23 protein-coding genes are annotated in these 22,328 nt (G+C 59.8%); 11 read left to right on the forward strand and 12 right to left on the reverse strand.

Annotated features, from left to right (window positions below):
- The first annotated feature begins 130 nt into the window (after positions 1-130).
- Complete coding sequence (gene mscL, locus ALQ04_RS23495; protein WP_122318111.1) at positions 131-577, forward strand: large-conductance mechanosensitive channel protein MscL; 447 nt, start codon at positions 131-133, stop codon at positions 575-577.
- A 51-nt stretch (positions 578-628) separates the two neighbouring features.
- Here mscL and ALQ04_RS23500 read toward each other — a convergent pair whose 3' ends face one another.
- On the reverse strand, positions 629-1,405 hold the full coding sequence (locus tag ALQ04_RS23500) for a ferredoxin--NADP reductase (RefSeq protein ID WP_122318112.1): 777 nt from the start codon (positions 1,403-1,405) through the stop codon (positions 629-631).
- A 338-nt stretch (positions 1,406-1,743) separates the two neighbouring features.
- Between ALQ04_RS23500 and ALQ04_RS23505 the strand changes: the two genes are divergently transcribed.
- Both ALQ04_RS23505 and ALQ04_RS23510 read left to right on the forward strand, forming a co-directional pair.
- Positions 1,744-1,977, forward strand: coding sequence for a helix-turn-helix transcriptional regulator (locus ALQ04_RS23505; protein ID WP_122318113.1), 234 nt, complete (start codon positions 1,744-1,746; stop codon positions 1,975-1,977).
- Between the two features lie 128 nt (positions 1,978-2,105).
- On the forward strand, positions 2,106-3,230 hold the full coding sequence (locus ALQ04_RS23510; RefSeq protein WP_122318114.1) for a methyltransferase: 1,125 nt from the start codon (positions 2,106-2,108) through the stop codon (positions 3,228-3,230).
- Positions 3,231-3,311: 81 nt separating this feature from the next.
- On the opposite strand, the gene ALQ04_RS23515 is transcribed toward ALQ04_RS23510, so the two are convergent.
- Genes ALQ04_RS23515 through ALQ04_RS23525 form a run of 3 tightly spaced genes read right to left on the reverse strand, consistent with a single transcriptional unit; the run spans position 3,312 to position 5,946 of the window.
- Positions 3,312-3,479, reverse strand: coding sequence for a DUF2474 domain-containing protein (locus ALQ04_RS23515; RefSeq protein ID WP_122318115.1), 168 nt, complete (start codon positions 3,477-3,479; stop codon positions 3,312-3,314).
- A 16-nt stretch (positions 3,480-3,495) separates the two neighbouring features.
- On the reverse strand, positions 3,496-4,503 hold the full coding sequence (gene cydB, locus ALQ04_RS23520) for a cytochrome d ubiquinol oxidase subunit II (RefSeq protein WP_122318116.1): 1,008 nt from the start codon (positions 4,501-4,503) through the stop codon (positions 3,496-3,498).
- A gap of 3 nt (positions 4,504-4,506) precedes the next feature.
- Positions 4,507-5,946 (reverse strand): cytochrome ubiquinol oxidase subunit I, encoded by a 1,440-nt coding sequence (locus tag ALQ04_RS23525; protein ID WP_122318117.1) that lies wholly within the window; start codon positions 5,944-5,946, stop codon positions 4,507-4,509.
- A gap of 449 nt (positions 5,947-6,395) precedes the next feature.
- Between ALQ04_RS23525 and ALQ04_RS23530 the strand changes: the two genes are divergently transcribed.
- The 5 genes from ALQ04_RS23530 (at position 6,396) to ALQ04_RS23550 (ending at position 12,230) form a co-directional block, all read left to right on the forward strand.
- The gene (locus ALQ04_RS23530) at positions 6,396-7,691 is read left to right on the forward strand and encodes an NCS2 family permease (protein WP_122318118.1); all 1,296 of its coding nucleotides are present in this window, start codon (positions 6,396-6,398) and stop codon (positions 7,689-7,691) included.
- Positions 7,688-8,773, forward strand: coding sequence for a tRNA (uridine(54)-C5)-methyltransferase TrmA (trmA, locus tag ALQ04_RS23535; RefSeq protein WP_122318119.1), 1,086 nt, complete (start codon positions 7,688-7,690; stop codon positions 8,771-8,773). Before ALQ04_RS23530 ends, trmA begins: the two co-directional genes overlap by 4 nt.
- A gap of 198 nt (positions 8,774-8,971) precedes the next feature.
- Positions 8,972-10,261, forward strand: coding sequence for an MFS transporter (locus tag ALQ04_RS23540; RefSeq protein ID WP_122318120.1), 1,290 nt, complete (start codon positions 8,972-8,974; stop codon positions 10,259-10,261).
- A 90-nt stretch (positions 10,262-10,351) separates the two neighbouring features.
- The gene (locus tag ALQ04_RS23545) at positions 10,352-11,236 is read left to right on the forward strand and encodes a neutral zinc metallopeptidase (protein ID WP_122318121.1); all 885 of its coding nucleotides are present in this window, start codon (positions 10,352-10,354) and stop codon (positions 11,234-11,236) included.
- Between the two features lie 4 nt (positions 11,237-11,240).
- Positions 11,241-12,230 carry an alpha/beta hydrolase gene (locus ALQ04_RS23550; RefSeq protein ID WP_122318122.1) on the forward strand — a complete coding sequence of 330 codons (990 nt, stop codon included), beginning with the start codon at positions 11,241-11,243 and terminating at the stop codon, positions 12,228-12,230.
- A 57-nt stretch (positions 12,231-12,287) separates the two neighbouring features.
- On the opposite strand, the gene ALQ04_RS23555 is transcribed toward ALQ04_RS23550, so the two are convergent.
- From ALQ04_RS23555 to ALQ04_RS23565, 3 genes are all read right to left on the reverse strand, one after another.
- Positions 12,288-12,887 carry an HAD family hydrolase gene (locus ALQ04_RS23555; RefSeq protein WP_122318123.1) on the reverse strand — a complete coding sequence of 200 codons (600 nt, stop codon included), beginning with the start codon at positions 12,885-12,887 and terminating at the stop codon, positions 12,288-12,290.
- A complete protein-coding gene (tesB, locus tag ALQ04_RS23560) occupies positions 12,884-13,753 on the reverse strand; it encodes an acyl-CoA thioesterase II (RefSeq protein ID WP_122318124.1) in 870 nt (289 codons plus the stop codon). The genes ALQ04_RS23555 and tesB overlap by 4 nt, the downstream gene beginning before the upstream one ends.
- Before the next feature lie 87 nt (positions 13,754-13,840).
- Positions 13,841-14,410, reverse strand: a complete 570-nt coding sequence (locus ALQ04_RS23565; RefSeq protein ID WP_122318125.1) for a GNAT family N-acetyltransferase — start codon at positions 14,408-14,410, stop codon at positions 13,841-13,843.
- A 120-nt stretch (positions 14,411-14,530) separates the two neighbouring features.
- On the opposite strand from ALQ04_RS23565, the gene ALQ04_RS23570 reads away from it, so the two are divergent.
- Complete coding sequence (locus ALQ04_RS23570) at positions 14,531-15,451, forward strand: histone deacetylase (RefSeq protein ID WP_122318126.1); 921 nt, start codon at positions 14,531-14,533, stop codon at positions 15,449-15,451.
- Positions 15,452-15,713: 262 nt separating this feature from the next.
- Positions 15,714-16,985 carry a TIGR03862 family flavoprotein gene (locus tag ALQ04_RS23580; protein WP_122318127.1) on the forward strand — a complete coding sequence of 424 codons (1,272 nt, stop codon included), beginning with the start codon at positions 15,714-15,716 and terminating at the stop codon, positions 16,983-16,985.
- Between the two features lie 23 nt (positions 16,986-17,008).
- Here ALQ04_RS23580 and ALQ04_RS23585 read toward each other — a convergent pair whose 3' ends face one another.
- The 5 genes from ALQ04_RS23585 to ALQ04_RS23605 form a co-directional block, all read right to left on the reverse strand.
- The gene (locus ALQ04_RS23585) at positions 17,009-18,340 is read right to left on the reverse strand and encodes a DEAD/DEAH box helicase (protein ID WP_122318128.1); all 1,332 of its coding nucleotides are present in this window, start codon (positions 18,338-18,340) and stop codon (positions 17,009-17,011) included.
- A 61-nt stretch (positions 18,341-18,401) separates the two neighbouring features.
- On the reverse strand, positions 18,402-19,316 hold the full coding sequence (gene yedA, locus ALQ04_RS23590; RefSeq protein ID WP_122318129.1) for a drug/metabolite exporter YedA: 915 nt from the start codon (positions 19,314-19,316) through the stop codon (positions 18,402-18,404).
- Between the two features lie 68 nt (positions 19,317-19,384).
- Positions 19,385-19,996: a PolC-type DNA polymerase III gene (locus ALQ04_RS23595; RefSeq protein WP_183142265.1), complete on the reverse strand. Its 612-nt coding sequence runs from the start codon at positions 19,994-19,996 to the stop codon at positions 19,385-19,387.
- A gap of 29 nt (positions 19,997-20,025) precedes the next feature.
- Positions 20,026-20,502 carry an NYN domain-containing protein gene (locus ALQ04_RS23600; protein ID WP_122318131.1) on the reverse strand — a complete coding sequence of 159 codons (477 nt, stop codon included), beginning with the start codon at positions 20,500-20,502 and terminating at the stop codon, positions 20,026-20,028.
- Positions 20,503-20,774: 272 nt separating this feature from the next.
- Entirely contained in the window at positions 20,775-21,464 is a 690-nt protein-coding gene (locus ALQ04_RS23605; RefSeq protein ID WP_122318132.1) for a DUF2076 domain-containing protein, read from the reverse strand.
- A 199-nt stretch (positions 21,465-21,663) separates the two neighbouring features.
- Between ALQ04_RS23605 and ALQ04_RS23610 the strand changes: the two genes are divergently transcribed.
- The gene (locus ALQ04_RS23610; protein WP_122318133.1) at positions 21,664-22,326 is read left to right on the forward strand and encodes a YciC family protein; all 663 of its coding nucleotides are present in this window, start codon (positions 21,664-21,666) and stop codon (positions 22,324-22,326) included.
- Positions 22,327-22,328: the final 2 nt, after the last annotated feature.

Consider the following 22,328-nt stretch of genomic DNA (forward strand, 5'->3'; position numbering starts at 1 on the left):
AACCCGGTTTTACCGATCCGGATAAAACTTACCGCCAGAACCCCGGTCGATTGCACGTGTACGAAGCAGGATAAGCAGGGCTGCATTACACTGAATCCGATCACCTCCCATCTGTAACAAGGAATTACCCATGAGCGTATTAAGCGAATTCAAGGCCTTCGCCGTCAAAGGTAACGTGGTCGACATGGCCGTGGGTATCATCATTGGTGCAGCCTTCGGCAAGATCGTTTCGTCATTCGTCGGCGACGTGATCATGCCGCCACTGGGTCTGCTGATCGGTGGCGTGGACTTCAGCGACCTGGCCATTACCCTGAGAGCAGCCGAGGGCACGACCCCTGCCGTGTTGCTGGCCTATGGCAAGTTCATCCAGACCGTCCTCGACTTCGTCATCGTCGCCTTCGCCATCTTCATGGGCGTCAAGGCCATCAACCGCCTCAAGCGCGAAGAAGCCAAGGCCCCGACTCTGCCGCCTACGCCGTCCAAGGAAGAAGTCCTGCTGGGCGAGATTCGTGACCTGCTGAAAGAGCAGAACAGGCCGACAGCGCCTGTGACCGTGGACCCTAACCGTCCGCTCTGATCTCTACATCGGCGAAAAACGTTTTCGCGACTGAAGTCGCTCCTGCAGGCGCTACCAGTAGTTTTCCACCACAACCTGCCCCGGCCTGCGGGTCAGGTTGAGCTGCATGTCCCGCTGCTTGAGCACGGCCCGGGTGTCGTCGATCATCTGCGGGTTGCCGCAGATCATCACCCGCGAATGCTCGGGCGTCAGCGCAACTCCAGCCGCACGCTCCAGCTCGCCGTTTTCGATCAGATGAGTGATGCGCCCCTGCAAGGCGCCGGGATGTTGTTCACGGGTTACCGTAGGCAGGAACAGGAATCTGTCGGCGTACTCGGCCAGGTAATCGCGCTGCATCAACCCGGCGATCAGCTGTTGATAAGCCAGTTCTCTGGACTCGCGTGCACTGTAGACAAGGATGATGCGCTCGAACTTGTCCCAGATCTCGAAGTCCTGAAGGATCGACAGGAAAGGCGCCACGCCCGTGCCTGTGGATAAAAGCCACAGGTCGCGCCCATCGGTAAACCGGTCCGGTGTCAGGTAGCCGGTAGCAAGCTTCTCGACCAGCAATGTGTCGCCTTCGCGCAGACGGCTCAGCTCGCTGGTGAACTCGCCGCCCGGCACCACGATGGAGAAGAACTCCAGAAACTCGTCATGAGGCGCCGACACCATCGAATAGGGACGCCATACCGTGCTGCCGTCATCCTTGGTCACGCCAAGGCGCACGAATTGTCCGGCACGAAAGCGGAAGCCGGGATCGCGTGTGGTACGCAGGGTAAACAGATTTTCGGTCAACGGCATCACACGCTGTAGTGTTTGCCGGGTGAACTTGTCTTCGCTGGCGGTCATGGTGCGCTTCTGACTCCGGAGCTGGAAAAGGCTTCCAGTGTCCCCCAAAGCGGGCTTGATAAACACCGGCTGTTTGTAGTGCTTTGGCCCGCAGATGCCGACCGGCAATTTAGAGTATTTGGTTCTTGAAGCGGGCATTGCTTATTTGAAAGCGAACACCCTGAAAACCCGCAACCAAGCTCCTGTCACTGTTTCAGCCCGACGACACCTTTTTGGATGCAATAAAGCCATCACACCACTCGTCCAGATAGCATTCATCATAATTTGTTACTGATGGTTTTTTTCTAGACTGCTTAAACAATACAGAAACACTCGCCATCAAAGGCATGGAGGCGATCATGGGATCCATGGAACTCAACTCATCATCCCCATCGCAAGCAAAAAATCTTACCCAACGGGAAATCGAAATCCTCAAATGGTCCGCAGAAGGCAAAACAGCAGGCGACATTGCAATCATCCTGAGCCTGAAAGAACGCACCATTCATTTTCATATCGCCAGTGCGATCCAGAAAATGGGCGTTTGCAACAAGACCGCCGCAGCCGTACAGGCGGCCTTGAGCGGAATGTTCTGAAACGGCCAGCCATCAACCAACTTCAAAGGTGCCAAACAGCAAAAAGCACGTAAACTTGCCAATCTCAGCGAGCCCATCCGATTCCGGGCTCGCATGACATACGTCGATTGCCCAGAGTTTTCCTGCCCATGCCCCTGCTGACCAGTCCTTTCGCTCAACTTGACCTCATTCGCCAACCCGAACAGCAAGATGAACCGTTGCAGGCATTCGACGCGGCTGATGAATATTTACTCAACCATGTAGCCGAAATCGGCCTGACACTGCAGAGCAAGGTACTGGTCCTCAACGACAGCTTCGGTGCACTGGCCGCCAGCCTGGCGCAGCACGCAGCGGTAGTCAGCAGTGGCGATTCGTACCTGGCAGCCCAGGCTCTGGAAAAGAACCTCGCCCGCAATGGCATGGCCTATGACGCCGTGCCGCTGATCCCCGCCAGCGAAGCACTGACCGGACCTTTCGACTGGGTGCTGATTCGGGTGCCCAAGACCATGGCCCTGCTGGAAGAACAGCTCATTCGCCTGCAAGGCCAGTTGGCGCCGGGTGCCCGGGTTGTCGCGGCAGCGATGGTCAAGCATCTGCCGCGCTCGGCGGGTGAACTGCTGGAGGAATACGTCGGGCCGGTGCAGGCATCACTGGCAGTGAAGAAGGCCCGCCTGCTGTTCGCCATCCCGGAATCCAGGCCGCACCTCACTTCGCCCTACCCGACCCGCTATCAGCTAGACCAGCCGGCCATCGAACTGCTCAACCACGCCAACGTGTTCTGTCGCGACGGGCTGGATATCGGCACCCGCGCCTTTCTGCCCTACCTGCCCAAAAACCTCGGTTCAGCCAGGGTTGCCGACCTGGGTTGCGGCAACGGTGTACTGGCCATCGCCAGCGCCCTCGATAATCCGCAGGCTCAATACACACTGGTGGATGAATCGTTCATGGCCGTCCAGTCGGCGGCAGAGAACTGGCGAGCGACGCTGGGCGAGCGAGAAGTGCTGATCCGCGCAGCCGATGGCCTGGCCAGCCAGGACCCCGATTCGCTGGATGTGGTGCTGTGCAACCCGCCCTTCCACCAACAGCAGGTGGTGGGTGATTTCCTGGCATGGCGCATGTTCCTGCAGGCGCGGGCCTCTCTGGTGGTCGGTGGCGCGCTGTATATCGTCGGCAATCGCCACCTGGGCTATCACAGCAAACTGGCGCGACTGTTCCGCGGCGTGGAACAGGTCGCCGCTACACCCAAGTTCGTGATCCTCAAGGCGCGCAAATAAACGCCCAAAAAAAGACCCTCCGCAAGGAGGGTCGTGAAGCCGTGTCCATACAACACGGGATGGGAATTCAGTGCAGGGCAATCAGTGGGTCGTGAGCCCTGCCGCATTCATGAACATGCGCATCAGGCTGGCCACGATGAACAGCGCAAACACACTGCCTGCCCAGATACCCGCCAGCCAGGCCAGTCGCTGCCAGAGCGGCTTACTCATTGCCGGATCCTTGTCATGCATGGAATCTTTGCCAGACATCGCCAATCTCCTCTGATCAGTGATAACCGTCTTCAGCGGTCACCTTGCCGCGGAACACGTAATAGCTCCAGAAGGTGTACCCGAGAATGAACGGGATGATGAACAGCGTACCCACCAGCATGAACCCCTGACTCTGAGGCGGTGCGGCTGCTTCCCAGATGGAAATCGACGGCGGCACGATATTCGGCCACAGGCTTATACCCAGCCCGCTGTAGCCGAGAAAGATCAGCAACAGGGTCAGCAGGAACGGTGTGTAATGCGCGTTGCGGGCCACGGCCTTGAACAGCCCGTACATGGTGACCAGCACCAGGATCGGCACCGGCATGAACCAGAACAGGTTGGGCAGGCTGAACCAGCGCTCGGCGATGTTGGTGTGGGCCAGCGGTGTCCAGATGCTGACAATGCCAATCACTGCCAGCGTCACCAGAGCCAGGGGGCGCGCCAGATCATGCATTGCCTTCTGCAATGGCCCTTCGGTCTTCATGATCAGCCAGGTACAACCCAGCAGCGCATAAGCAACGATCAAGGCCAGGCCGCAGAACATCGGAAACGGTGCCAGCCAGTCCAGCGAGCCACCGGCAAACTGACGATTGACGACCGGCAGGCCTTCGATGAAAGCCCCCAGCGCCACGCCCTGAAAGAAGGTCGCGACCAGTGAGCCGCCGATGAAAGCCTTGTCCCACAAGTGACGCTTGGCCTCGGAAGCCTTGAAGCGGAACTCGAAGGCCACACCGCGAAAGATCAGCCCCATCAGCATGAACATCAGCGGCAGATACAGGGCCGACAGCACCACCGCATAAGCCATGGGAAAGGCACCGAACAGCGCTGCGCCGCCCAGTACCAGCCAGGTTTCGTTACCGTCCCATACAGGCGCAACGGTATTCATCATCACGTCGCGGTCGGAACTGTCCTTCATGAACGGGAAAAGAATCCCGATACCCAGGTCAAAACCATCCATCACCACGTACATCATGATGCCGAAGATGATGATGACCGCCCAGATCAGTGGAAGATCGATGCCCATGACTCAGTTCCCCTTGCTCAGGCTGTCGAGGTTGTCGCCATCTTCGGAGCCTTCTTCGGCAGCGGAGAGCGGACGGGCTGGCGTGCGTTTCTGACCGGGACCGCCTGTCGGCGTATGTTCGACGTGCTTCTTCGGCCCTTTGCGGACCAGTCGCAACATGTAACCCAGACCGGCACCGAACAGCAGGAAGTAGACGACCACGAACAGCACCAGAGTGATGCTCATTTGCGCGACGCTGTGCCCGGACGATGCATCCGCCGTGCGCATCAGGCCATAGACGACCCAGGGCTGACGGCCGATTTCGGTGGTGAACCAGCCCGCCAGGATTGCGATCAGGCCGGACGGCCCCATCCACAACGCGAGATAGAGGAAAGGACGCGAGGTATAAAGAGCATCACGCTTGCGCAGCCAGAGGCTCCACAGACCGGTAAAGATCATCAGGAAACCCAGGCCGACCATGATCCGGAACGACCAGAACACGATGGTCGAATTCGGCCGGTCCTCGGGCTTGAACTCCTTGAGCGCCGGGACCTGTTGATCCAGGCTGTGGGTCAGGATCAGGCTGCCCAGGTACGGAATTTCAACCGCATATTTGGTGCGTTCTTCCTTCATGTCGGGCCAGCCGAACAGGATCAGCGGCGTAGGCTCATCGCCAACATTTTCCCAGTGGCCTTCGATGGCGGCGATTTTCGCCGGTTGGTGCTTGAGCGTGTTCAGGCCATGGAAGTCACCGACCACCGCCTGCAGCGGTGCTACCAGCAGGGCCATCCACATCGCCATCGACAGCATGGTGCGGATCTGCGGCGTATCGCGACCGCGCAGCAAGTGCCAGGCCGCCGACGAACCTACGAAAAATGCAGTGGCCACGAAGGCAGCAATCGACATGTGCGCCAGGCGGTACGGGAAGGACGGGTTGAAGACCACCGCGAACCAGTCGGTCGGAATCACCCGCCCGTCGATGATTTCAAAGCCTTGCGGCGTCTGCATCCAGCTGTTGGACGACAGAATCCAGAAGGTCGAGATCAGGGTGCCGACGGCAACCATGACCGTCGCAAAAAAGTGCAGCTTGCGGCCGACACGGTTCCAGCCGAACAGCATCACACCGAGAAAGCCTGCTTCGAGGAAGAAGGCCGTCAGGACCTCATAAGTCAGCAGCGGCCCGGTCACTGCACCGGCAAAGTCCGAGAAGCGGCTCCAGTTGGTGCCGAACTGATACGCCATGACCAGTCCGGAAACCACACCCATACCGAAGTTGACGGCAAAGATCTTCGACCAGAAATGATAAAGATCGCGGTAAATGTCGTTGTTGGTCTTCAGCCACAAACCTTCGAGCACCGCCAGATAACTTGCCAGACCAATGGTGATGGCAGGAAACAGGATGTGGAACGAGATCGTGAATGCGAACTGGATGCGGGCAAGATCTAGTGCCTCCAAACCAAACATGATTCTTCCTCTATTCAGGTGATACCGGCTAACGGCATGGAGCCATCAGCGATTGCCCCCACGGTCATGGAGTCTGGTGCATCGGAAGACTTCTAATGAGTATCTCGACGCTGGTTTCATGCTTTCGGTTCACACTTCATGCAGGGGCGCAATGATGCAGGTCAACCGACGCTGAAAGAGTAGTCCCATTCGGGGCTGTGGGTTACGTGGTCGGTTGCCGCGTGACAAGTTGCCTCACCCGTCTGCAGGCCGTGTGCAGAGGGCTGAGCGGGAGCCCATTCATTCGCGAAAAAGCCACTACATTCACCATGCAGCCACAACCTCACGCTGCTGGTATGATGCGCGGCTTTTTCCGACCCGCAAAAAACCGCAGGCTGCTGTGTCAGGCTGTGCTTTGCTTTTGGGGGTCAAGTCATTCACGACGCAGGCCGCGTTACGGAGAGCCAGACATGCTGGAAAGGCTGTTTCAACTCAAGGCACACAACACCAATGTGAGGACCGAGATTCTCGCGGGCGTCACGACCTTCCTGGCCATGGCTTACATCCTGTTCGTCAACCCGAGCATCCTGGGCGAAACCGGCATGGACAAGGGCGCGCTGTTCGTCGCGACCTGTCTGGCAGCCGCCATCGGCTCGGCCGTAATGGGCCTGATCGCCAACTACCCGATTGCCCTGGCACCGGGCATGGGCCTGAATGCCTTTTTCACCTACACCGTGGTCCTGCACATGGGCCATACCTGGCAGGTTGCACTGGGTGCAGTGTTCATTTCGGCAGTGATGTTCTTCCTGCTGTCGCTGTTCCGGATCCGCGAATGGATCATCAACAGCATTCCCCTGCCCCTGCGCTCGGCGATTGCCGCCGGTATCGGCCTGTTCCTGGCTCTGATCGCCCTGCATAACGCCGGTATCGTGGTCAGTAACCCGGCCACCATGATCGGCATGGGCGACCTGAAACAACCGGCTCCGGTTCTCGCGACCCTGGGTTTCTTCCTGATCGTTGCTCTGGACAAGCTCAAGGTGCGCGGCGCGGTCCTGATCGGCATCCTGACTGTCACGCTGGTTTCCATCGGGCTGGGCTTCACGCCATTCGGCGGCGTGGTGTCGATGCCGCCGTCGCTGGCCCCGACCTTCCTGCAACTGGACATCATGGGCGCACTGGACGTTGGTCTGGTGAGCATCATCTTCGCCTTCCTGTTCGTGGATATCTTCGATAACTCCGGCACACTGATCGGCGTCGCCAAACGCGCCGGGCTGATGGGCAAGGACGGGCACATGCCGAAAATGGGCCGTGCGCTGATCGCCGACAGTACGGCGGCCATGGCAGGTTCGCTGCTGGGCACCTCGACCACCACCAGCTACATCGAATCCGCAGCCGGCGTCAGCGCCGGTGGCCGTACCGGCCTGACGGCCATCGTGGTTGCCGTGCTGTTCATGCTGGCGTTGTTCTTCGCGCCACTGGCCAGCAGCGTGCCAGCCTTCGCCACGGCGCCGGCGCTGCTGTTCGTTGCAGTGCTGATGGCTTCGGGCATGGCTGAAATCGACTGGGACGACATCACCGTCGCTGCACCGGTCGTGATCACCGCGCTGGCCATGCCGTTCACTTACTCCATTGCCAACGGCATCGCCTTTGGCTTCATTTCCTGGACAGCAATCAAACTGTTTTCGGGACGCGGGCGCGAGCTGAATTCGGCGCTGGTGATCCTGTCGATTCTGTTCGTGATCAAGCTGGGCTGGTTCAACGCATGAGTATCCCTTTCGATCCCGCGAGCTACGACCGTCAGCTCGAAGAAAAAGCCGTCCGGTTGCGTGAGCTGCTGGCCCCTTTCGATGCGCCCGAGCCGCAGATATTCGACTCGCCCCGCGAGCATTACCGCCTGCGCGCCGAGTTTCGCCTATGGCGCGAAGACCAGAAGCGCTATTACGCGATGTTCGCGCCCGGCGACAACAAGACGCCGATCCTGCTCGACGGCCTGCCTATCGCCAGCGAACGCATCAATGCGCTGATGCCGGTGCTGCGCGAGCGCTGGGAAGCCAGCCCGACCCTGAATCACAAGCTGTTCCAGGTCGACTTCCTGACCACCCTGGCCGGCGACGCCATGATTACCATGTGCTATCACCGACCTCTGGACGATGCCTGGCAGCTTGAAGCCCAGGCACTGGCGGCCGAACTGGACGTCAGCCTGATCGGCCGTTCCAAAGGCCAGCGTCTGGTCATCGGTCGCGACTACGTGACCGAAGAGCTGGAAGTCGCCGGCCGCACCTTCAGCTATCGCCAGCCCGAAGGCGCGTTCACCCAGCCCAACGGCACCGTGAACCAGAAAATGCTCAACTGGGCCTATGACGCCCTGGGCGAACGCAACGACGACTTGCTGGAGCTGTATTGCGGCAACGGCAACTTCACCCTGCCGCTGGCCACCCGCGTACGCAAGGTGCTGGCGACCGAGATCAGCAAGACTTCGGTCAACGCCGCGCTGAGCAACCTGGATGACAACGCGGTGGATAACGTCACACTGGTGCGCCTCTCCGCCGAAGAGCTGACCCAGGCGCTGAACGAGGTTCGCCCCTTCCGTCGCCTCCAGGGCGTGGAGCTGAAGAGTTACGAGTTCGGCAGTGTGTTCGTCGACCCGCCACGTGCAGGAATGGACCCGGACACCTGCGAGCTGACCCGTCGCTTCGAGCGCATTCTGTATATCTCCTGCAACCCGGAAACCCTGGCCGCCAACATCGCCCAGTTGCACGACACCCACCGTGTCGAACGCTGCGCCCTGTTCGACCAGTTCCCCTATACACACCACATGGAATCCGGGGTTCTGCTGGTCAGGCGCTGATCGACCTGCCCTTCGCGAATGTATGGGCTCCTGCCGCCGGTGTAGGTACCCATTCATTCGCGAAAATCCACTCACCCTGTAAATCCGGTTCCACAGCGCATATTTCCCCAGCAAACCTGTCAGTTATTTCATGTGTGGCAATCCATGCGCTAAGGTATAACGCCACCCGCATGTTCGCCGCTTCGATGGATATCTGTCTTGAGTTCTGAATCCCCCGCATCGTCAATCAGGCTGACCCGAGAGCCAGGCTTCGTCAATTTCATCCTCGCACGACTGCTGGCAGTGTTCGCCATGCAGATCCAGGCCGTAGTCGTGGCCTGGCAGGTCTATGACATGACCCGCGAGCCCATGGCGCTGGCCTATGTCGGCCTTGCACAGTTCATCCCCATGTTGCTGCTGCTCATGCCCGCCGGGGATCTGATCGACCGCTACAACCGCAAGCTGATCCTGAGCATCAGTTGGGCAGTACAGGCGTTGTGCGGGCTGATTCTCTTGCTGTTTTCGCTGTTCAACCTGCAAGACCTGCGTCTGATCTACGGCGCGCTCATGCTTTATGGCTGTGCCCGGGCATTCACCGGACCTGCGCTGCAAAGCCTGCTACCGCAGATCGTGCCGCGTGAAAAGCTCGCTTCGGCCATCGCCACCAACAGCGTCATCATGCGCTGCTCCACGGTGGCCGGGCCGCTGATCGGTGGCGGCCTGTATGCGCTGGGCGGTGCCGAGCTGACCTATTCGACCTGCGTGGCTTCATTTCTCATCGGCATTCTGTGCCTGAGTCGCGTCGCAACCCCTTTTGCCGGCAAGCCGGTGGATCTGGGTGACGGCGCCTGGCAGCGCTTCACTGCCGGCATCGCCTTCATTCGCTCGCGACCGATCATTCTGGGCACCATTTCCCTGGACCTGTTCGCGGTATTGCTCGGTGGCGTAGTGGCGCTATTGCCGATCTATGCCCACGAGGTCCTGCATCTCGGGCCCCAAGGCCTTGGAGTGCTGCGCGCGTCAATGAGCCTTGGCGAACTGGCGACCGGCGTCTACCTGAGCATACGACCCATGGATCGCAATGTCGGCATGACCATGTTCCTCGCCGTGGGTGTCTTCGGTGTGGCGAATCTGGTGTTTGCCCTGTCGACCCTGTTCTGGCTGTCCTGTATTGCCCTGCTGATTGCCGGCGCGGCCGATATGGTCAGCGTCTATATTCGTTCAGCGCTGGTGCAGTTCTCGACGCCGGATGCCATGCGCGGGCGGGTCAATGCCGTCAACATGCTGTTCATTGGCTCGTCCAACGAACTGGGTGAATTCCGGGCCGGCACCAGCGCATCGCTGATCGGCGCGATTCCCGCAGCGATCATGGGCGGCATGTGTACGCTGGGAGTGGTTGGCGCCTGGATGGTCGGCTTCAAGAGCTTGCGGCAGGTCAATCGCTTTGCCGATGCCTCGCCGCCCGAAGTCGAGAACGAGCAACAGGCAAAATCTCGTCAGACAGTGTGACAGCGCGTGAATCCATACAAATGGACCGCCGGACTGGCGCACTGCTGTATCACCAACAACACTCTCTAGAGTTCAGCGGAGGGTTGCGCAATGCTGTGGAAAAAAGGCCGACGCAGCGACAACGTAGTCGATGCCCGCGATGGCAGTAGCGGCGGTGGCGGTATGCGCATCGGCGGCAAGGGCCTCAGCCTGGGCGGCATAGTGATTATCGTCGCCTTCGGTTTGTTGACGGGCCAGGACCCGATGCAGATTCTGGGGCAGCTCACCGGGGAAATGACCCGGCAAAGCCCTCAGGTCAGCCAGCAAACCCGTCAGGCGCCGCCCGCCAACGATCAACAGGCCGAGTTCGTGCGCAGCGTGCTGGGCGATACCGAAGACACCTGGCGGGCGGTCTTTGCCCAGAACGGTCGCCAATACAAAGACCCGGTTCTGGTTCTGTTCCGTGGTCAGGTAAACTCCGCCTGCGGTTTTGCGACGTCCGCGACAGGCCCCTTCTATTGCCCGGCCGATCAGCAGGTCTATCTGGACCTGGAGTTTTTCCGCGAGATGTCCCAGCGCTTCTCGGCTGCCGGTGATTTCGCCCAGGCTTACGTGATTGCCCATGAAGTCGGCCATCACGTGCAGACCCTGCTGGGCATCTCCGCCAAGGTCCAGGCCGCTCGCCAGAGCGGTCAGCGCATGGAAGGCAACAACGGCTTGCTGGTCCGTCAGGAATTGCAGGCTGACTGTCTTGCGGGGGTTTGGGCCTACAACGCACAAAAGCGTTTGAACTGGCTTGAACCGGGTGATATTGAAGAGGCACTGAATGCGGCAAACGCCATTGGCGACGATCGCTTGCAGCAGCAAAGCCGTGGCCGGGTTGTCCCGGACTCATTCACCCATGGAACGTCCGCCCAGCGAGTACGCTGGTTCAAGACCGGCTTTGCCCAAGGCCAAATCAACCAATGCGATACATTCGCCGCCAAGAGTCTCTGAACACATGATTAAACCGCTTCTGGTCCTGTTGTTAAGCACTGCCTTCGCGAGCCTTGGCGCTCATGCCGAGGATCAAGCGGTTAAATCGATCAGCCCGGATCGCCTGACCATCAATGGCAGCCAGGCCACGCTGGGGCTGAGCCAGGAATGGGTGCATCCCAAGCCGCGGATCGAGCGCGTGGTCATCGTGCTGCATGGCCGCCTGCGCAATGCGCAGACTTACCTGCGCAGTATCGAGCGAGCCGCCAACCAGTCCAAGGAGCGCAGCAAGACCCTGCTGATCGCCCCGCAGTTTCTGGATGAAAAGGATATCGTTGCCCACCACCTGTCCGATTCGATCCTGCGCTGGCATCAGGACAACTGGATGGAAGGCGCCACGGCAGTCAATCCCAAGCCGATCAGCTCGTTTATCGTCATCGACCACATCCTCAAGCGTCTGAGCGACAGCAAGCTGTTCCCCAACCTCAAGGAAATCGTCATCGCCGGCCATTCCGGTGGCGCCCAGGTGGTGCAGCGTTACGCGATGATTGGCGGCAAGGAAGATGCGCTGCTGAACCGTGAAGGCGTGAAACTGCGCTACGTGGTCGCCAACCCGTCGTCTTACGCCTATTTCGATGCCGAACGCCCTGAAGTGGTTTCCGCGCAAAGCTGTCCCAACTTCGACGACTGGAAATACGGGCTGAAGAAGATGCCGTTCTACTCCGGCAAGGAAAAGCCGGCGGATATCGAGAAGGCTTACGTAAAACGCGATATCACTTATCTGCTGGGCGAACTGGACACCGACAGCAACCACCCGGCGCTGGACAAGACCTGCGCGGCACAGGCCCAGGGCCCGACCCGGCTGGTGCGCGGACAGAACTACTTCAAATACCTGCAGAAACGCCACCCCGAAGGGCTGAACCAGCATCTGGTCATCGTGCCGAAAGTCGGACACAGCGGTGACGCAATCTTCACTTCGCCTGAAGGTCAGGCGGTGTTGTTCAAGCCGTTTTGAGCAGACCTGTAGGAGCGGATTTATCCGCGAAGAGTCTTTTCGCGAATGAATTGGCTCCTACAGGGGCGCCAGCAACATTTCTCGCAAGGCTGTGCAATCGGCGACATGCCAGTCAGTCAGCTCGGGCCACGGGTTTTCGGGCAGGTTGACCAGTACTGTCCTGGCACCCGCCGCCCGACCGCAATCGAGGTCGTGGCGATAATCGCCGATCATCACCATCTGCGCCGGTTCCACGTCCCAGGCACTCGCCAGCTTCAGCAGGCCGGCAGGATCGGGCTTGGGTGTCGCTTCGTCGCGGCCCAGTACATCCTCGATTGCAAAGCAGTCCGCCAGGCCAATCGCCTCAAGGGTGATATAGGCCAGTTCCCGGGCATTACGGGTCAGGATGCCCAGGCGATAACCGCGTCCGGCCAGTTCCCGCACCAGTTCGACAGCGCCTTGCGCCGCACGTGAGGTCAGCGCCAGTTCGCGCTCGTGCTCCAGCAGCCAGGCATGCTTGGCGGCCGAGATATCCGCCGGCAATGCCGCCAGATGACCAAGGATGTCGTCCTCCAGCGGAATATCCAGCGCGCGCTTGATCGCCGCAAAGTCATGCACGGCAATGGTCAGGGTGCCGTCCATGTCGAACACCCAGTTGGGAATATCCTTCAGGCTCATGACCAGTCCTTGCGATGACGGATCAGGCCTTCCTGGCTGACCGAGGCGACCAGTTGCCCGGCACGATTGAAGATGCTGCCACGCGAGAAACCGCGGGAATTGCCTGCCCACGGGCTGTCCATGGCGTACAGCAGCCAGTCATCGGCGCGCAGGTCGTTGTGGAACCACAGCGAGTGATCCAGGCTGGCGACCTGCATGTCCCGCTGCCAGACGGTCTTGCCATGGGGCAACAACGAGGTGGTCAGCAGATTGAAGTCCGAGGCATAGGCCAGCATGTATTTATGCAGCGCAGGGACATCCTTCAAGGTGCCATCGGCGCGGAACCAGACATATTTGACCGGCTCGCCGGGCTTCGGGTTGTAAGGGTCTTCGGCGGTGACCGGACGGAACTGGATCGGCTTGGGACACAGGAACTTGTCGCGCATCGCATCGGGAATCAGGTGCGCACGCTGAGTCAGAAGCTCCAGCTCCGAAGGCAGGTTCTCCGGGCCAACGATCTGCGGCATCGCGGTCTGGTGCTCGAAACCCTCTTCGTCATACTGGAAGGATGCGCTGCAGGTGAAAATCGGCTTGCCCTTCTGGATCGCCGTCACGCGCCGGGTGCTGAAGCTGCCGCCGTCGCGCACGCGATCGACCTGATAGACCACCGGCAGACCGGCATCGCCAGGACGCAGGAAATAACCGTGCAGGGAGTGAACGTGCCGATCCTCTTCCACGGTCTGGCTGGCAGCCGACAGCGACTGTCCCAGCACTTGCCCGCCAAACAGCTGGCGAAAGCCAAGGTCCTGGCTGCGGCCGCGAAAAAGATTTTCCTCGATAGGTTCCAGCGTCAGCAGCTCGACCAGATCATCCAACACTTGGCTCATTCATGACTCCTCGCACAAAACATACCCGCACACGCAAGGCCTGCGCGACAGGAGTGAAATGATACAGAATTTAACGCGACCGCTTAATCAAGGTTTAAGCGTGTTGAGCCACTGTTCACGATTGATCCGGTACAGCACATGCGGCTTGAGCGGATGTCCTTCCGGGAGATTGGGATGATCGAAGTCATCCGGAACCTTGTGCTGCATACCAATGGCCTGCATCACCTTCTGCGAAGGTTCATTGCTCACCGCCGTGAACGACACGATTTCATCCAGCCCCAGACGCTCGAAGCCGCAGCCCAGAACGGTCCATGCCGCCTCGCTGGCAAACCCCAGCCCCCAATGCTCACGCGCCAGCCGCCAGCCGATTTCCACCGCCGGGGTGAAATGTGCATCGAAACCCACCACCCCGAGGCCGGTAAAGCCGATAAATGCGCCATTGTCCTTGCGCTCAAGCGCCCAGAGGCCAAAGCCCAGCTCCGCGAAATGGCCACGCATGCGCCCGATCATCGCAGCACTTTCCAGGCGGCTCAAAGGCTCGGGAAAGTAGCGCATGACCTGCGGATCCGCGCACATGGCGGCGAACGTGGGCAGGTCATCATCACGCCATTGCCGCATCAGCAGCCGCGCGCTGTCGAGTTTGAGTATCGGCTCCATCGATTCCTCCCTGTAACCACGCAAATGATTGCGCCAGTGTAGCCTGTCGTCACGCAAGGTTACTGTGCGACGCCCTGCATTACTGGCACTATCCGGCTTCGACCCCAGACCGGACGCAAAATGTCCCTGCCGCTTATCTATCATGATGACTACAGCCCTGCCTTCCCGGCTGAGCATCGCTTTCCCATGGACAAGTTTCGCCTGCTGCGCGATCACCTGGTCGAGAGCGGCATGGTCCGCGATTCTCAACTGCTGCGCCCGCAACTGTGCCCGGCCGACATTCTGGCACTGGCTCATGACCCTTCTTACATTCAGCGCTACATGAGCGGAGATCTGTCGAGAGAAGATCAGCGCCGACTGGGCCTGCCCTGGAGCGAAGACCTGGCGCGACGCACCATTCGCGCCGTGGGCGGCTCTCTGCTGACTGCCGAGCAGGCGCTGGAGCATGGTCTGGCCTGCCATCTGGCAGGCGGCACCCACCACGCGCACTACGATTACCCGGCCGGTTTCTGCATCTTCAACGACCTGGCCGTCATCAGCCATTACCTGCTGGACAGCGGCCGGGTAAATAAAGTGCTGATCTTCGACTGCGACGTACATCAGGGTGACGGCACCGCACGCATCCTCGCCGATACCGACGACGCGATTACCGTCTCACTGCATTGCGAAAAGAACTTCCCGGCCCGCAAGGCCCGGAGCGACTGGGACATCCCGCTGCCCATGGGCATGGGCGATGCGGATTACCTGAAAGTGGTCGACGACCTGCTCAACTACCTGCTGCCGATCTACCAGCCGGATCTGGTGCTGTATGACGCCGGAGTCGATGTGCACAAGGACGATGCCCTGGGCTACCTGCGACTGACCGATGAAGGCCTCGCGGCACGCGACGAAGCTGTCATGCGCCACTGTCTGGGCCGCGACATTCCAGTGATGGGCGTGATCGGCGGCGGCTACAGCAAGGACCGCCAGGCGCTGGCGCGTCGACACGGGATACTGCATCACAGTGCGCAACGGGTTTGGCAGGAGATGGGACTGAGTTGATACATTGCCTACCAGCGGGACGCTGGCAGACGGCGGGTGTGGAAAATACGCAATATCTGCAATCGGCCATCGCAAACACGATAAGGGATGATGCAGGGACGACGTATAGACATAGTGGACCTGATGATCTCCAAAAAGAACGCGCAGTACATAACCATACATTGTCATACAACATAGTGCCCCCAAGGCCCATCGCGAAATCAGGCCTGCCTCCGAATCTCGGGTAGAATGCCGGCCTCCCATCATCGACAATCCGTTTGCCATGACCGATTCAAAATCCCCCACCCCATCATCCGTCGCCATTATCGGAGGCGGCCCTGCGGGACTGATGGCAGCCGAGGTTTTGAGCCAGGCCGGGATCAGGGTCGATCTGTATGACGCCATGCCATCGGTGGGCCGCAAGTTTCTGCTGGCGGGCGTCGGCGGGATGAATATCACTCACTCGGAACCTTACCCTGCATTTCTGTCGCGCTATGCCGAGCGTGCGCCGTGCATTGCTCCTCTGCTGCGCAACTTCAATGCGAATGCGTTGTGCGACTGGATTCACGGGCTGGGTATCCAGACTTTCGTGGGCAGTTCGGGGCGGGTATTTCCCACTGACATGAAGGCCGCCCCGCTGTTGCGCGCCTGGCTGAAACGACTGCGCGACAACGGCGTGGCGATCCATACCCGGCATCGCTGGCTGGGCTGGAATGCCGATAACAGCCTGCGCATCGCTCATCCCGATGGCGAGCAGGCCATCAAACCCGATGCCGTGCTGCTGGCCCTGGGAGGCGCAAGTTGGGCGCGCCTCGGCTCAGATGGCGCCTGGCTGCCCAGGTTGCGGGAACGCGGTATCGAGGTCGCGCCGTTGCAGGCGGCCAACTGTGGCTTTGAAGTCCCGGCCTGGAGCGAGTTGCTGCGCAGCAAGTTCGCCGGGGCGCCGCTGAAGAATATTGCCATCGGCCTGCATGACCAGACGCCGCGACTGGGCGAATGCGTGCTGACGGAAACCGGTATCGAAGGCAGCCTGATTTATGCGCTCTCGGCGCAGATTCGTGAACAGATCAATCTGACCGGCTCGGCGACGGTGCAGATCGACCTGCTACCGGGCAAGAGCCATGGCGATGTGCACAAGGCCCTGAGCAAGCCTCGCGGCTCACGCTCGATGTCGAAACATCTGCACAGCCAGTTGGGGCTGGACGGCGTCAAGGCCGCTTTATTGCGTGAACTGGCGAGCCGTGATGCCTTTGTCGACCCGGCTCTGCTGAGCCAGGCCATCAAGACCCTGCCGCTGACCCTGATCAAGCCGCGCCCCATCGATGAAGCGATCAGCACCGCAGGCGGCGTGACCTTCGAGGGTATGGACGAACGCTTGATGCTCAGGCAACTGCCCGGCGTGTTCTGTGCCGGCGAGATGCTGGACTGGGAAGCACCGACCGGCGGCTATCTGCTGACCGCATGCTTTGCCAGCGGTCGAGCGGCCGGATCGGGGATTCTTGAGTGGCTGGCCGGTGGCAGCGAATCGGCCAGCGATCCGCTTATTCGCGAATGAATTCGCTACCTACCGGGTGCTCATCAAGGCTTCTTCTTGCGCGGCCCGGTATTGAAAACCGGGACTTTACGCACCGGCTTGACCACTGGCGCCACCGGCTCCGAATCACCGCTGTCGACCCATTTTCCCAGGTTGCGCTTGCTGCCTGAAACCTTGGGCTTTTTCGGTTTCTTGGGTTTCTTGAGGATCTGCCCGCTGGCGTCGGTGGTCGGCACGCGATGTTCAGGCTCGAAATCCTGCTCTTCCTTGCGCACCAGCGTCTGGCGGGTCAGCACTTCAATCGCCGACAGCAGTTCCACTTCATCCGCGCAAACCAGCGAGATCGCTTCACCGGTCAAGCCGGCACGACCGGTACGCCCGATGCGGTGGATGTAATCCTCGGCCACGATAGGCAGGTCCAGATTGACCACGGTCGGCAGATCATCGATATCCAGGCCGCGAGCAGCCACATCGGTGGCTACCAGAATCTGCACTTCACTGGCCTTGAAACGATCCAGGGCTCGCTGACGGGTGGCTTGCGGCTTGTCGCCATGGATGCCATCGGCGTTGATACCCAGGCCTTGCAGGCGCTCGACCAGTTGATCGACACCGACACGGGTCTTGGCGAATACCAGCACCTGGCTCCAGCGCTGCTTTTTCAGCAGATGGATGAACAGCTCGCTCTTGCGCTTCTTGTCCACCGGCACCACCCACTGCTTGACCGAAGACGCCGCCACATTGCGCGGGCTGACTTCAATGCTCAGCGGGTCATCGAGCATCTGCGAGGCCAGCAGGCGGATCTCGTCGGAGAAGGTGGCCGAGAACAGCAAGGTCTGGCGACGCTTGGGCAACGCTGCGTAGATACCGCGCAGTTCTTCGGCAAAGCCCAGATCGAGCATGCGATCGGCTTCATCGAGGATCAGGGTCTGCAACTGCGAGAACTTGACCGCATTCTGGCGATGCAGATCCAGCAGGCGGCCAGGCGTGGCGACCAGTACATCAACGCCCTTGCGCAGCTTCATCATCTGCGGATTGATGCTCACCCCGCCATAGACCGCATAAGTGCTCAACGGCAGGTGCTCGGCGTATTGGCGGATGCTTTCGTGTACCTGCTCGGCCAGCTCGCGGGTCGGAGCCAGAACCAGGGCACGCACCGAATTGGGCGCGACCTTCGGGCCTTCCATGGTCAGGCGCTGCAACAGCGGCAAGGCAAAACCGGCGGTCTTGCCGGTGCCGGTCTGGGCGGCGGCCATCAGGTCACGACCGGCCAGCACTGGAGGAATCGCCTGTGCCTGAACAGGCGTCGGGGTCTGGTAGCCGAGTGCATCGAGGGCACGCAGCAAGGGTTCGATCAGGCCGAGAGAGGCGAATGTCATGGGGATACCGTAGGGGAATTCACTGCAAGGCGCGCAGTTTACCCTGTCCGGCTCACACAGGTTAGCTCGCGCGTGTCGATCCGGCCTCTTGTTGCTTCGGCTTGCGCCATTGCGGCAGGCCAATCAACACCACGGCACTGATAATGACCAGCATCGCCAGGCACTCTTCAAAGTGGATGGTTTCTCCGGCAAACAACACGCCCAGCATTACCGCGACCGCCGGGTTGACGTAGGCATAGCTGGTCGCCGCCGCCGGGCGCACATTCTTGAGCAGGTAGATATAGGCACTGAAGCCGATGATCGAACCGAACACCACCAGATAAGCCAGTGCGCCCCAACCGGCAGCGCTGGGCATATGCAGCATGCGCTCGCCACTCAGGACACTGCCCAGCAGCAACATGCCGCCAGCGGCGATCATCTGCGCAGCACTGGCCATCGGCCCGGCTGGCAGGGACAAGTGTTTGCTCCATACCGAACCGAATGCCCATGCCGCTGCGGCAAACACCAGCAGCGCCGCGCCATAAGGGCTGGCCTGCAGGTTGGAGCCCAGGTTGAGCAAGGCAATGCCGAACAGCCCGAGAAAGATCCCGGCCCATTCCAGACGGGTGGTCCGATTGCCCCACAACAGGCCGAACAACAAGGTAAACAGCGGCACGGTCGCAACCGCCAGCGCGGCAATACCTGAAGCTACGCCAGCATGCTCGGCCAGTGTCACGCCGCCATTGCCACAGGCCAGCAGCAGAAAACCGATGGCCACGGCAGATTTCCACTCCTTCAAGCTCGGTGCCGGCACACCGCGAAACCTCAGAAAGCCATACATCAGGCTGCCCGCCAGCGTGAAACGCACTCCCGCCAACATCAACGGCGGCCAGGATTCCACTCCGATGCGGATAAACAGATAGGTAGAGCCCCAGATCAGGTACAGGGCCACAAAGGCACCGATGAGTAACAAGGGGAAGCGACGGGAAGCTGGCATGTCAGGCTCTGTGAAGTTGTTGTTATGACTGCCCGTATGAGGCTAATGCAGGACTGTACCTTTAAAGGCTAAAAACCACGCTGACGCTTGAGCGCTTCACTGATTTTTGCAGCGGGGACTTTTTGCAGGCTGCACAGCAACTGATGGGAAACCCCGGCGATACCGTGGGTCTGGCGCAGCTCGTTGGTCAGGTATGCCGTCAGGTTGGCGGCCATTTCGGCATCGGCCATGGCCCGGTGAGCCTTGCCGGTATTGGGCAGGCGAGCATAACTGGTGAGGGTGCCGAGCTTGTGGTTGGGCGCGCCCGGCATCAGGCGGCGCGCCAACAGCATCGAACAGGCAAAGCTTTGTTCACGCTGGCGCTGAATGCGTGACAGTTCATAGTCCCAGAATTTCTGGTCGAACGAAGCGTTGTGCGCCACCAGAGGCGTCACACCGACAAAATCACAGACATCGTTCATCACCCGCTCGGCCGAGGGCGCGGTGCGGATCATGTTGTTGCTGATTCCGGTCAGGCCTTCGATAAAGGCTGGAATACGCACGCCGGCGTTCATCAGGCTCTGATAGCGGTCGACGATACGCCCCTGCTCCATGATCACTACCGCAATCTCGGTGGCCCGGCAGTTATGGCCAGGCGAGATTCCGGTGGTTTCAAAGTCAATGACTGCGATACGTTCCAGCACTGGGTTACATCCTTAAAAAATGACAATCACTTCAGCAACAGCGCGCCTTCGATAGGCACATAACGACTGGCGGCCCGAATCAGCGAATTGGCCGTCAGCCCCGGAACGCCATAGGCTACGGCCTCGACACCATGCTTGTTGATGATGCGCTCGAGCAACAGATCGAAATCCCCGTCGCCGGACGCCAGGACCACTTCATCCACCTGCGGCGCGACGTCCATGATATCGATGGTGATCCCCACATCCCAGTCGCCCTTGGCCGAACCGTCGCTGCGCTGGATGTACGGCTTGAGCTTGACGGTGAAACCCAGGTTGCGAAGGATCTGCTGAAACTGCTGCTGCTTGCTGTCGCCGCGATCGATGGCGTAGGCAAATGCCTGGACGATTTGCCCACGCTTGCTGATATCCGCCCACAGTGCGGCGTAATTGAAGTGACACCCATGCGCCTGACGCACGGTGTAATAGAGGTTCTGTACATCGGCGAACACAGCGATCTTTTTCACCGTAACTCCTCATGACGCAGACTATTCGTCAGCCGGTGCAGCAGTATGCCATGAGAGAGGCTGTGGCTTGGGCTTCGCGAATGAATTGCCCGGTAGATACTCACCCTGTGGGCGTGAGCTGGCTGGCGACAGCTTCATTACAGGCAACAAAATACACAGCGGCAAGAAAGAATTCATTCGCGAAAAACCCTATGCATTCACACCATCTGTGTCGCCAGAAAGAACGCCTTCCCGGATAAATCCGGTCCTACCGGGAATAAGGCAATGCCTGCTCAGACAAACGAATCATCATCCGAGAACATGTCGCCGCCATCGCCATAACTGTCATCGGCCATGTACTGCTGATCCTGCTGCCCCCAACCGCCTGAATCCGTGTTCTGAACCGGCTGGTCGTGGATAACCTCGACAATCTCCTCAGGCTGGCTGTGATGACCAAACAGGCTGCTGATGCCTTGCGCCAGCATCACGCCCCCCGCGACTCCGGCTGCGGTTTGCAAGGCACCGCCGAGAAAACCACTGCCTCTGGGTGCAGCCGGTGCAGAGGCATAATTGCCGGGCTGCGCCGGTGGTGGATTGAAACCCGCACCATCGCGCCAGCCACCGGAAGAAGCCGGTGCAGGCTGGGCCTGGGGTTGCGGAGCACGCGACGGGCTGCCGCCAAAGATACTCGACAGGAAACCGCCGCTGGCCGGGGCCGATGCAGCCTGGCCTTTGGCCTGTTGAAGCTCGGCCTGCAGTTGCTGAATCTGCTCGTCACGTTGCTTGAGCTGTTGATTCAACTGGTTGACTGCCGCTTCCTGAACCAGAATCGCCTGCGCCATGTAATAAGGCGCCGCAGGCTGGCGACTGAGATGCTCCTTGATCCGCGCTTCAGCCCCGGCGTCACGCGGGGTTGAGGCTGTTTCGGCACTTTTCAGCCTGAAGAAAAGTTCGTCGATCAGGGTTTGCTCTTCGCTGTTCATGGCGACCTCGCTGGATTGCCGTTAAAAACGTTCGTCCAGTCGAATGAATGGACTTCAACAAGGTAATGGGGCTGCACATGCCCTGTTCAACCAGATGAACAAAAAGTTAACAAAGCCCGGCCTTCATCGCCGTCGCCCTTGGTTCGCCAAAAGGCATCGGCTAAAGTGTCGACCTGCTTTTTGCCTGCGACCTATCCCCATGAATCCGTTGAACGTTATTCAGGACTCGCTGTATTTCTTCCGGCGTAACCTGGGAAGCATCCTGGTGTTGTGCCTGCCGCTGGTGGTGCTTGAAGCCCTGGCCAAACAGGCCCTGAGCAATTCGCTGGGGGCCAACGCTACCTTCGCTTACGAACTCCTGATCGCCTTGCTGTTCTACCCACTCTATACCGGAGCATTGATCCTGTTTCTCGATGCCCGCACACGCGGCGAAACGCCCCAGACACGTGACCTGTTGGCCATGGCCTTGCGCCTGTGGCCGACTTTCGCGGTGTTGTCGGCCATCAGCACGCTGCTGATCCTGTTCGGGCTGTCGCTGTTCGTGCTGCCGGGCCTGTGGGTGATGATCAAGCTGGCGTTCTCCGAGTACCTGCTGGTATTACGCAAGCTGACGCCCTTCATGGCCATGCGCGAAAGCATGCACATGACCAACGGCCATTTCGTGCGCATCCTGCTGTGCGTTCTGTCCGTGTACATGCCTCTATATTTTCTGGAAGGCGTTGGCCTTTACCTGTTCCCGGACCCGCAGGGCCCAGCGGTATCGCTGCTGCTCGACAGCCTTGGCAGCTTCCTGCAACTGCTCACCAGCATCGTGATGTTCCGTCTGTTCATGCTGATCAGCGAGCCTGAAAACAAGGCGTAAGG

Source organism: Pseudomonas cichorii, from assembly GCF_003700275.1.
Lineage (GTDB): Bacteria > Pseudomonadota > Gammaproteobacteria > Pseudomonadales > Pseudomonadaceae > Aquipseudomonas > Aquipseudomonas cichorii_B.

Coding starts and splice junctions, on each gene's coding strand:
- ALQ04_RS23565 (WP_122318125.1), bottom strand. CDS start 14,410: ATGGAGCCGATACTCAAACTCGACAGCGCGCGGCTGCTGATGCGGCAA.
- ALQ04_RS23610 (WP_122318133.1), top strand. CDS start 21,664: ATGAATCCGTTGAACGTTATTCAGGACTCGCTGTATTTCTTCCGGCGT.
- ALQ04_RS23500 (WP_122318112.1), bottom strand. CDS start 1,405: ATGACCGCCAGCGAAGACAAGTTCACCCGGCAAACACTACAGCGTGTG.
- tesB (WP_122318124.1), bottom strand. CDS start 13,753: ATGAGCCAAGTGTTGGATGATCTGGTCGAGCTGCTGACGCTGGAACCT.
- yedA (WP_122318129.1), bottom strand. CDS start 19,316: ATGCCAGCTTCCCGTCGCTTCCCCTTGTTACTCATCGGTGCCTTTGTG.
- ALQ04_RS23570 (WP_122318126.1), top strand. CDS start 14,531: ATGTCCCTGCCGCTTATCTATCATGATGACTACAGCCCTGCCTTCCCG.
- ALQ04_RS23585 (WP_122318128.1), bottom strand. CDS start 18,340: ATGACATTCGCCTCTCTCGGCCTGATCGAACCCTTGCTGCGTGCCCTC.
- mscL (WP_122318111.1), top strand. CDS start 131: ATGAGCGTATTAAGCGAATTCAAGGCCTTCGCCGTCAAAGGTAACGTG.
- ALQ04_RS23515 (WP_122318115.1), bottom strand. CDS start 3,479: ATGTCTGGCAAAGATTCCATGCATGACAAGGATCCGGCAATGAGTAAG.
- ALQ04_RS23580 (WP_122318127.1), top strand. CDS start 15,714: ATGACCGATTCAAAATCCCCCACCCCATCATCCGTCGCCATTATCGGA.
- ALQ04_RS23530 (WP_122318118.1), top strand. CDS start 6,396: ATGCTGGAAAGGCTGTTTCAACTCAAGGCACACAACACCAATGTGAGG.
- ALQ04_RS23545 (WP_122318121.1), top strand. CDS start 10,352: ATGCTGTGGAAAAAAGGCCGACGCAGCGACAACGTAGTCGATGCCCGC.
- trmA (WP_122318119.1), top strand. CDS start 7,688: ATGAGTATCCCTTTCGATCCCGCGAGCTACGACCGTCAGCTCGAAGAA.
- ALQ04_RS23550 (WP_122318122.1), top strand. CDS start 11,241: ATGATTAAACCGCTTCTGGTCCTGTTGTTAAGCACTGCCTTCGCGAGC.
- ALQ04_RS23505 (WP_122318113.1), top strand. CDS start 1,744: ATGGGATCCATGGAACTCAACTCATCATCCCCATCGCAAGCAAAAAAT.
- ALQ04_RS23525 (WP_122318117.1), bottom strand. CDS start 5,946: ATGTTTGGTTTGGAGGCACTAGATCTTGCCCGCATCCAGTTCGCATTC.
- ALQ04_RS23510 (WP_122318114.1), top strand. CDS start 2,106: ATGCCCCTGCTGACCAGTCCTTTCGCTCAACTTGACCTCATTCGCCAA.
- cydB (WP_122318116.1), bottom strand. CDS start 4,503: ATGGGCATCGATCTTCCACTGATCTGGGCGGTCATCATCATCTTCGGC.
- ALQ04_RS23605 (WP_122318132.1), bottom strand. CDS start 21,464: ATGAACAGCGAAGAGCAAACCCTGATCGACGAACTTTTCTTCAGGCTG.
- ALQ04_RS23555 (WP_122318123.1), bottom strand. CDS start 12,887: ATGAGCCTGAAGGATATTCCCAACTGGGTGTTCGACATGGACGGCACC.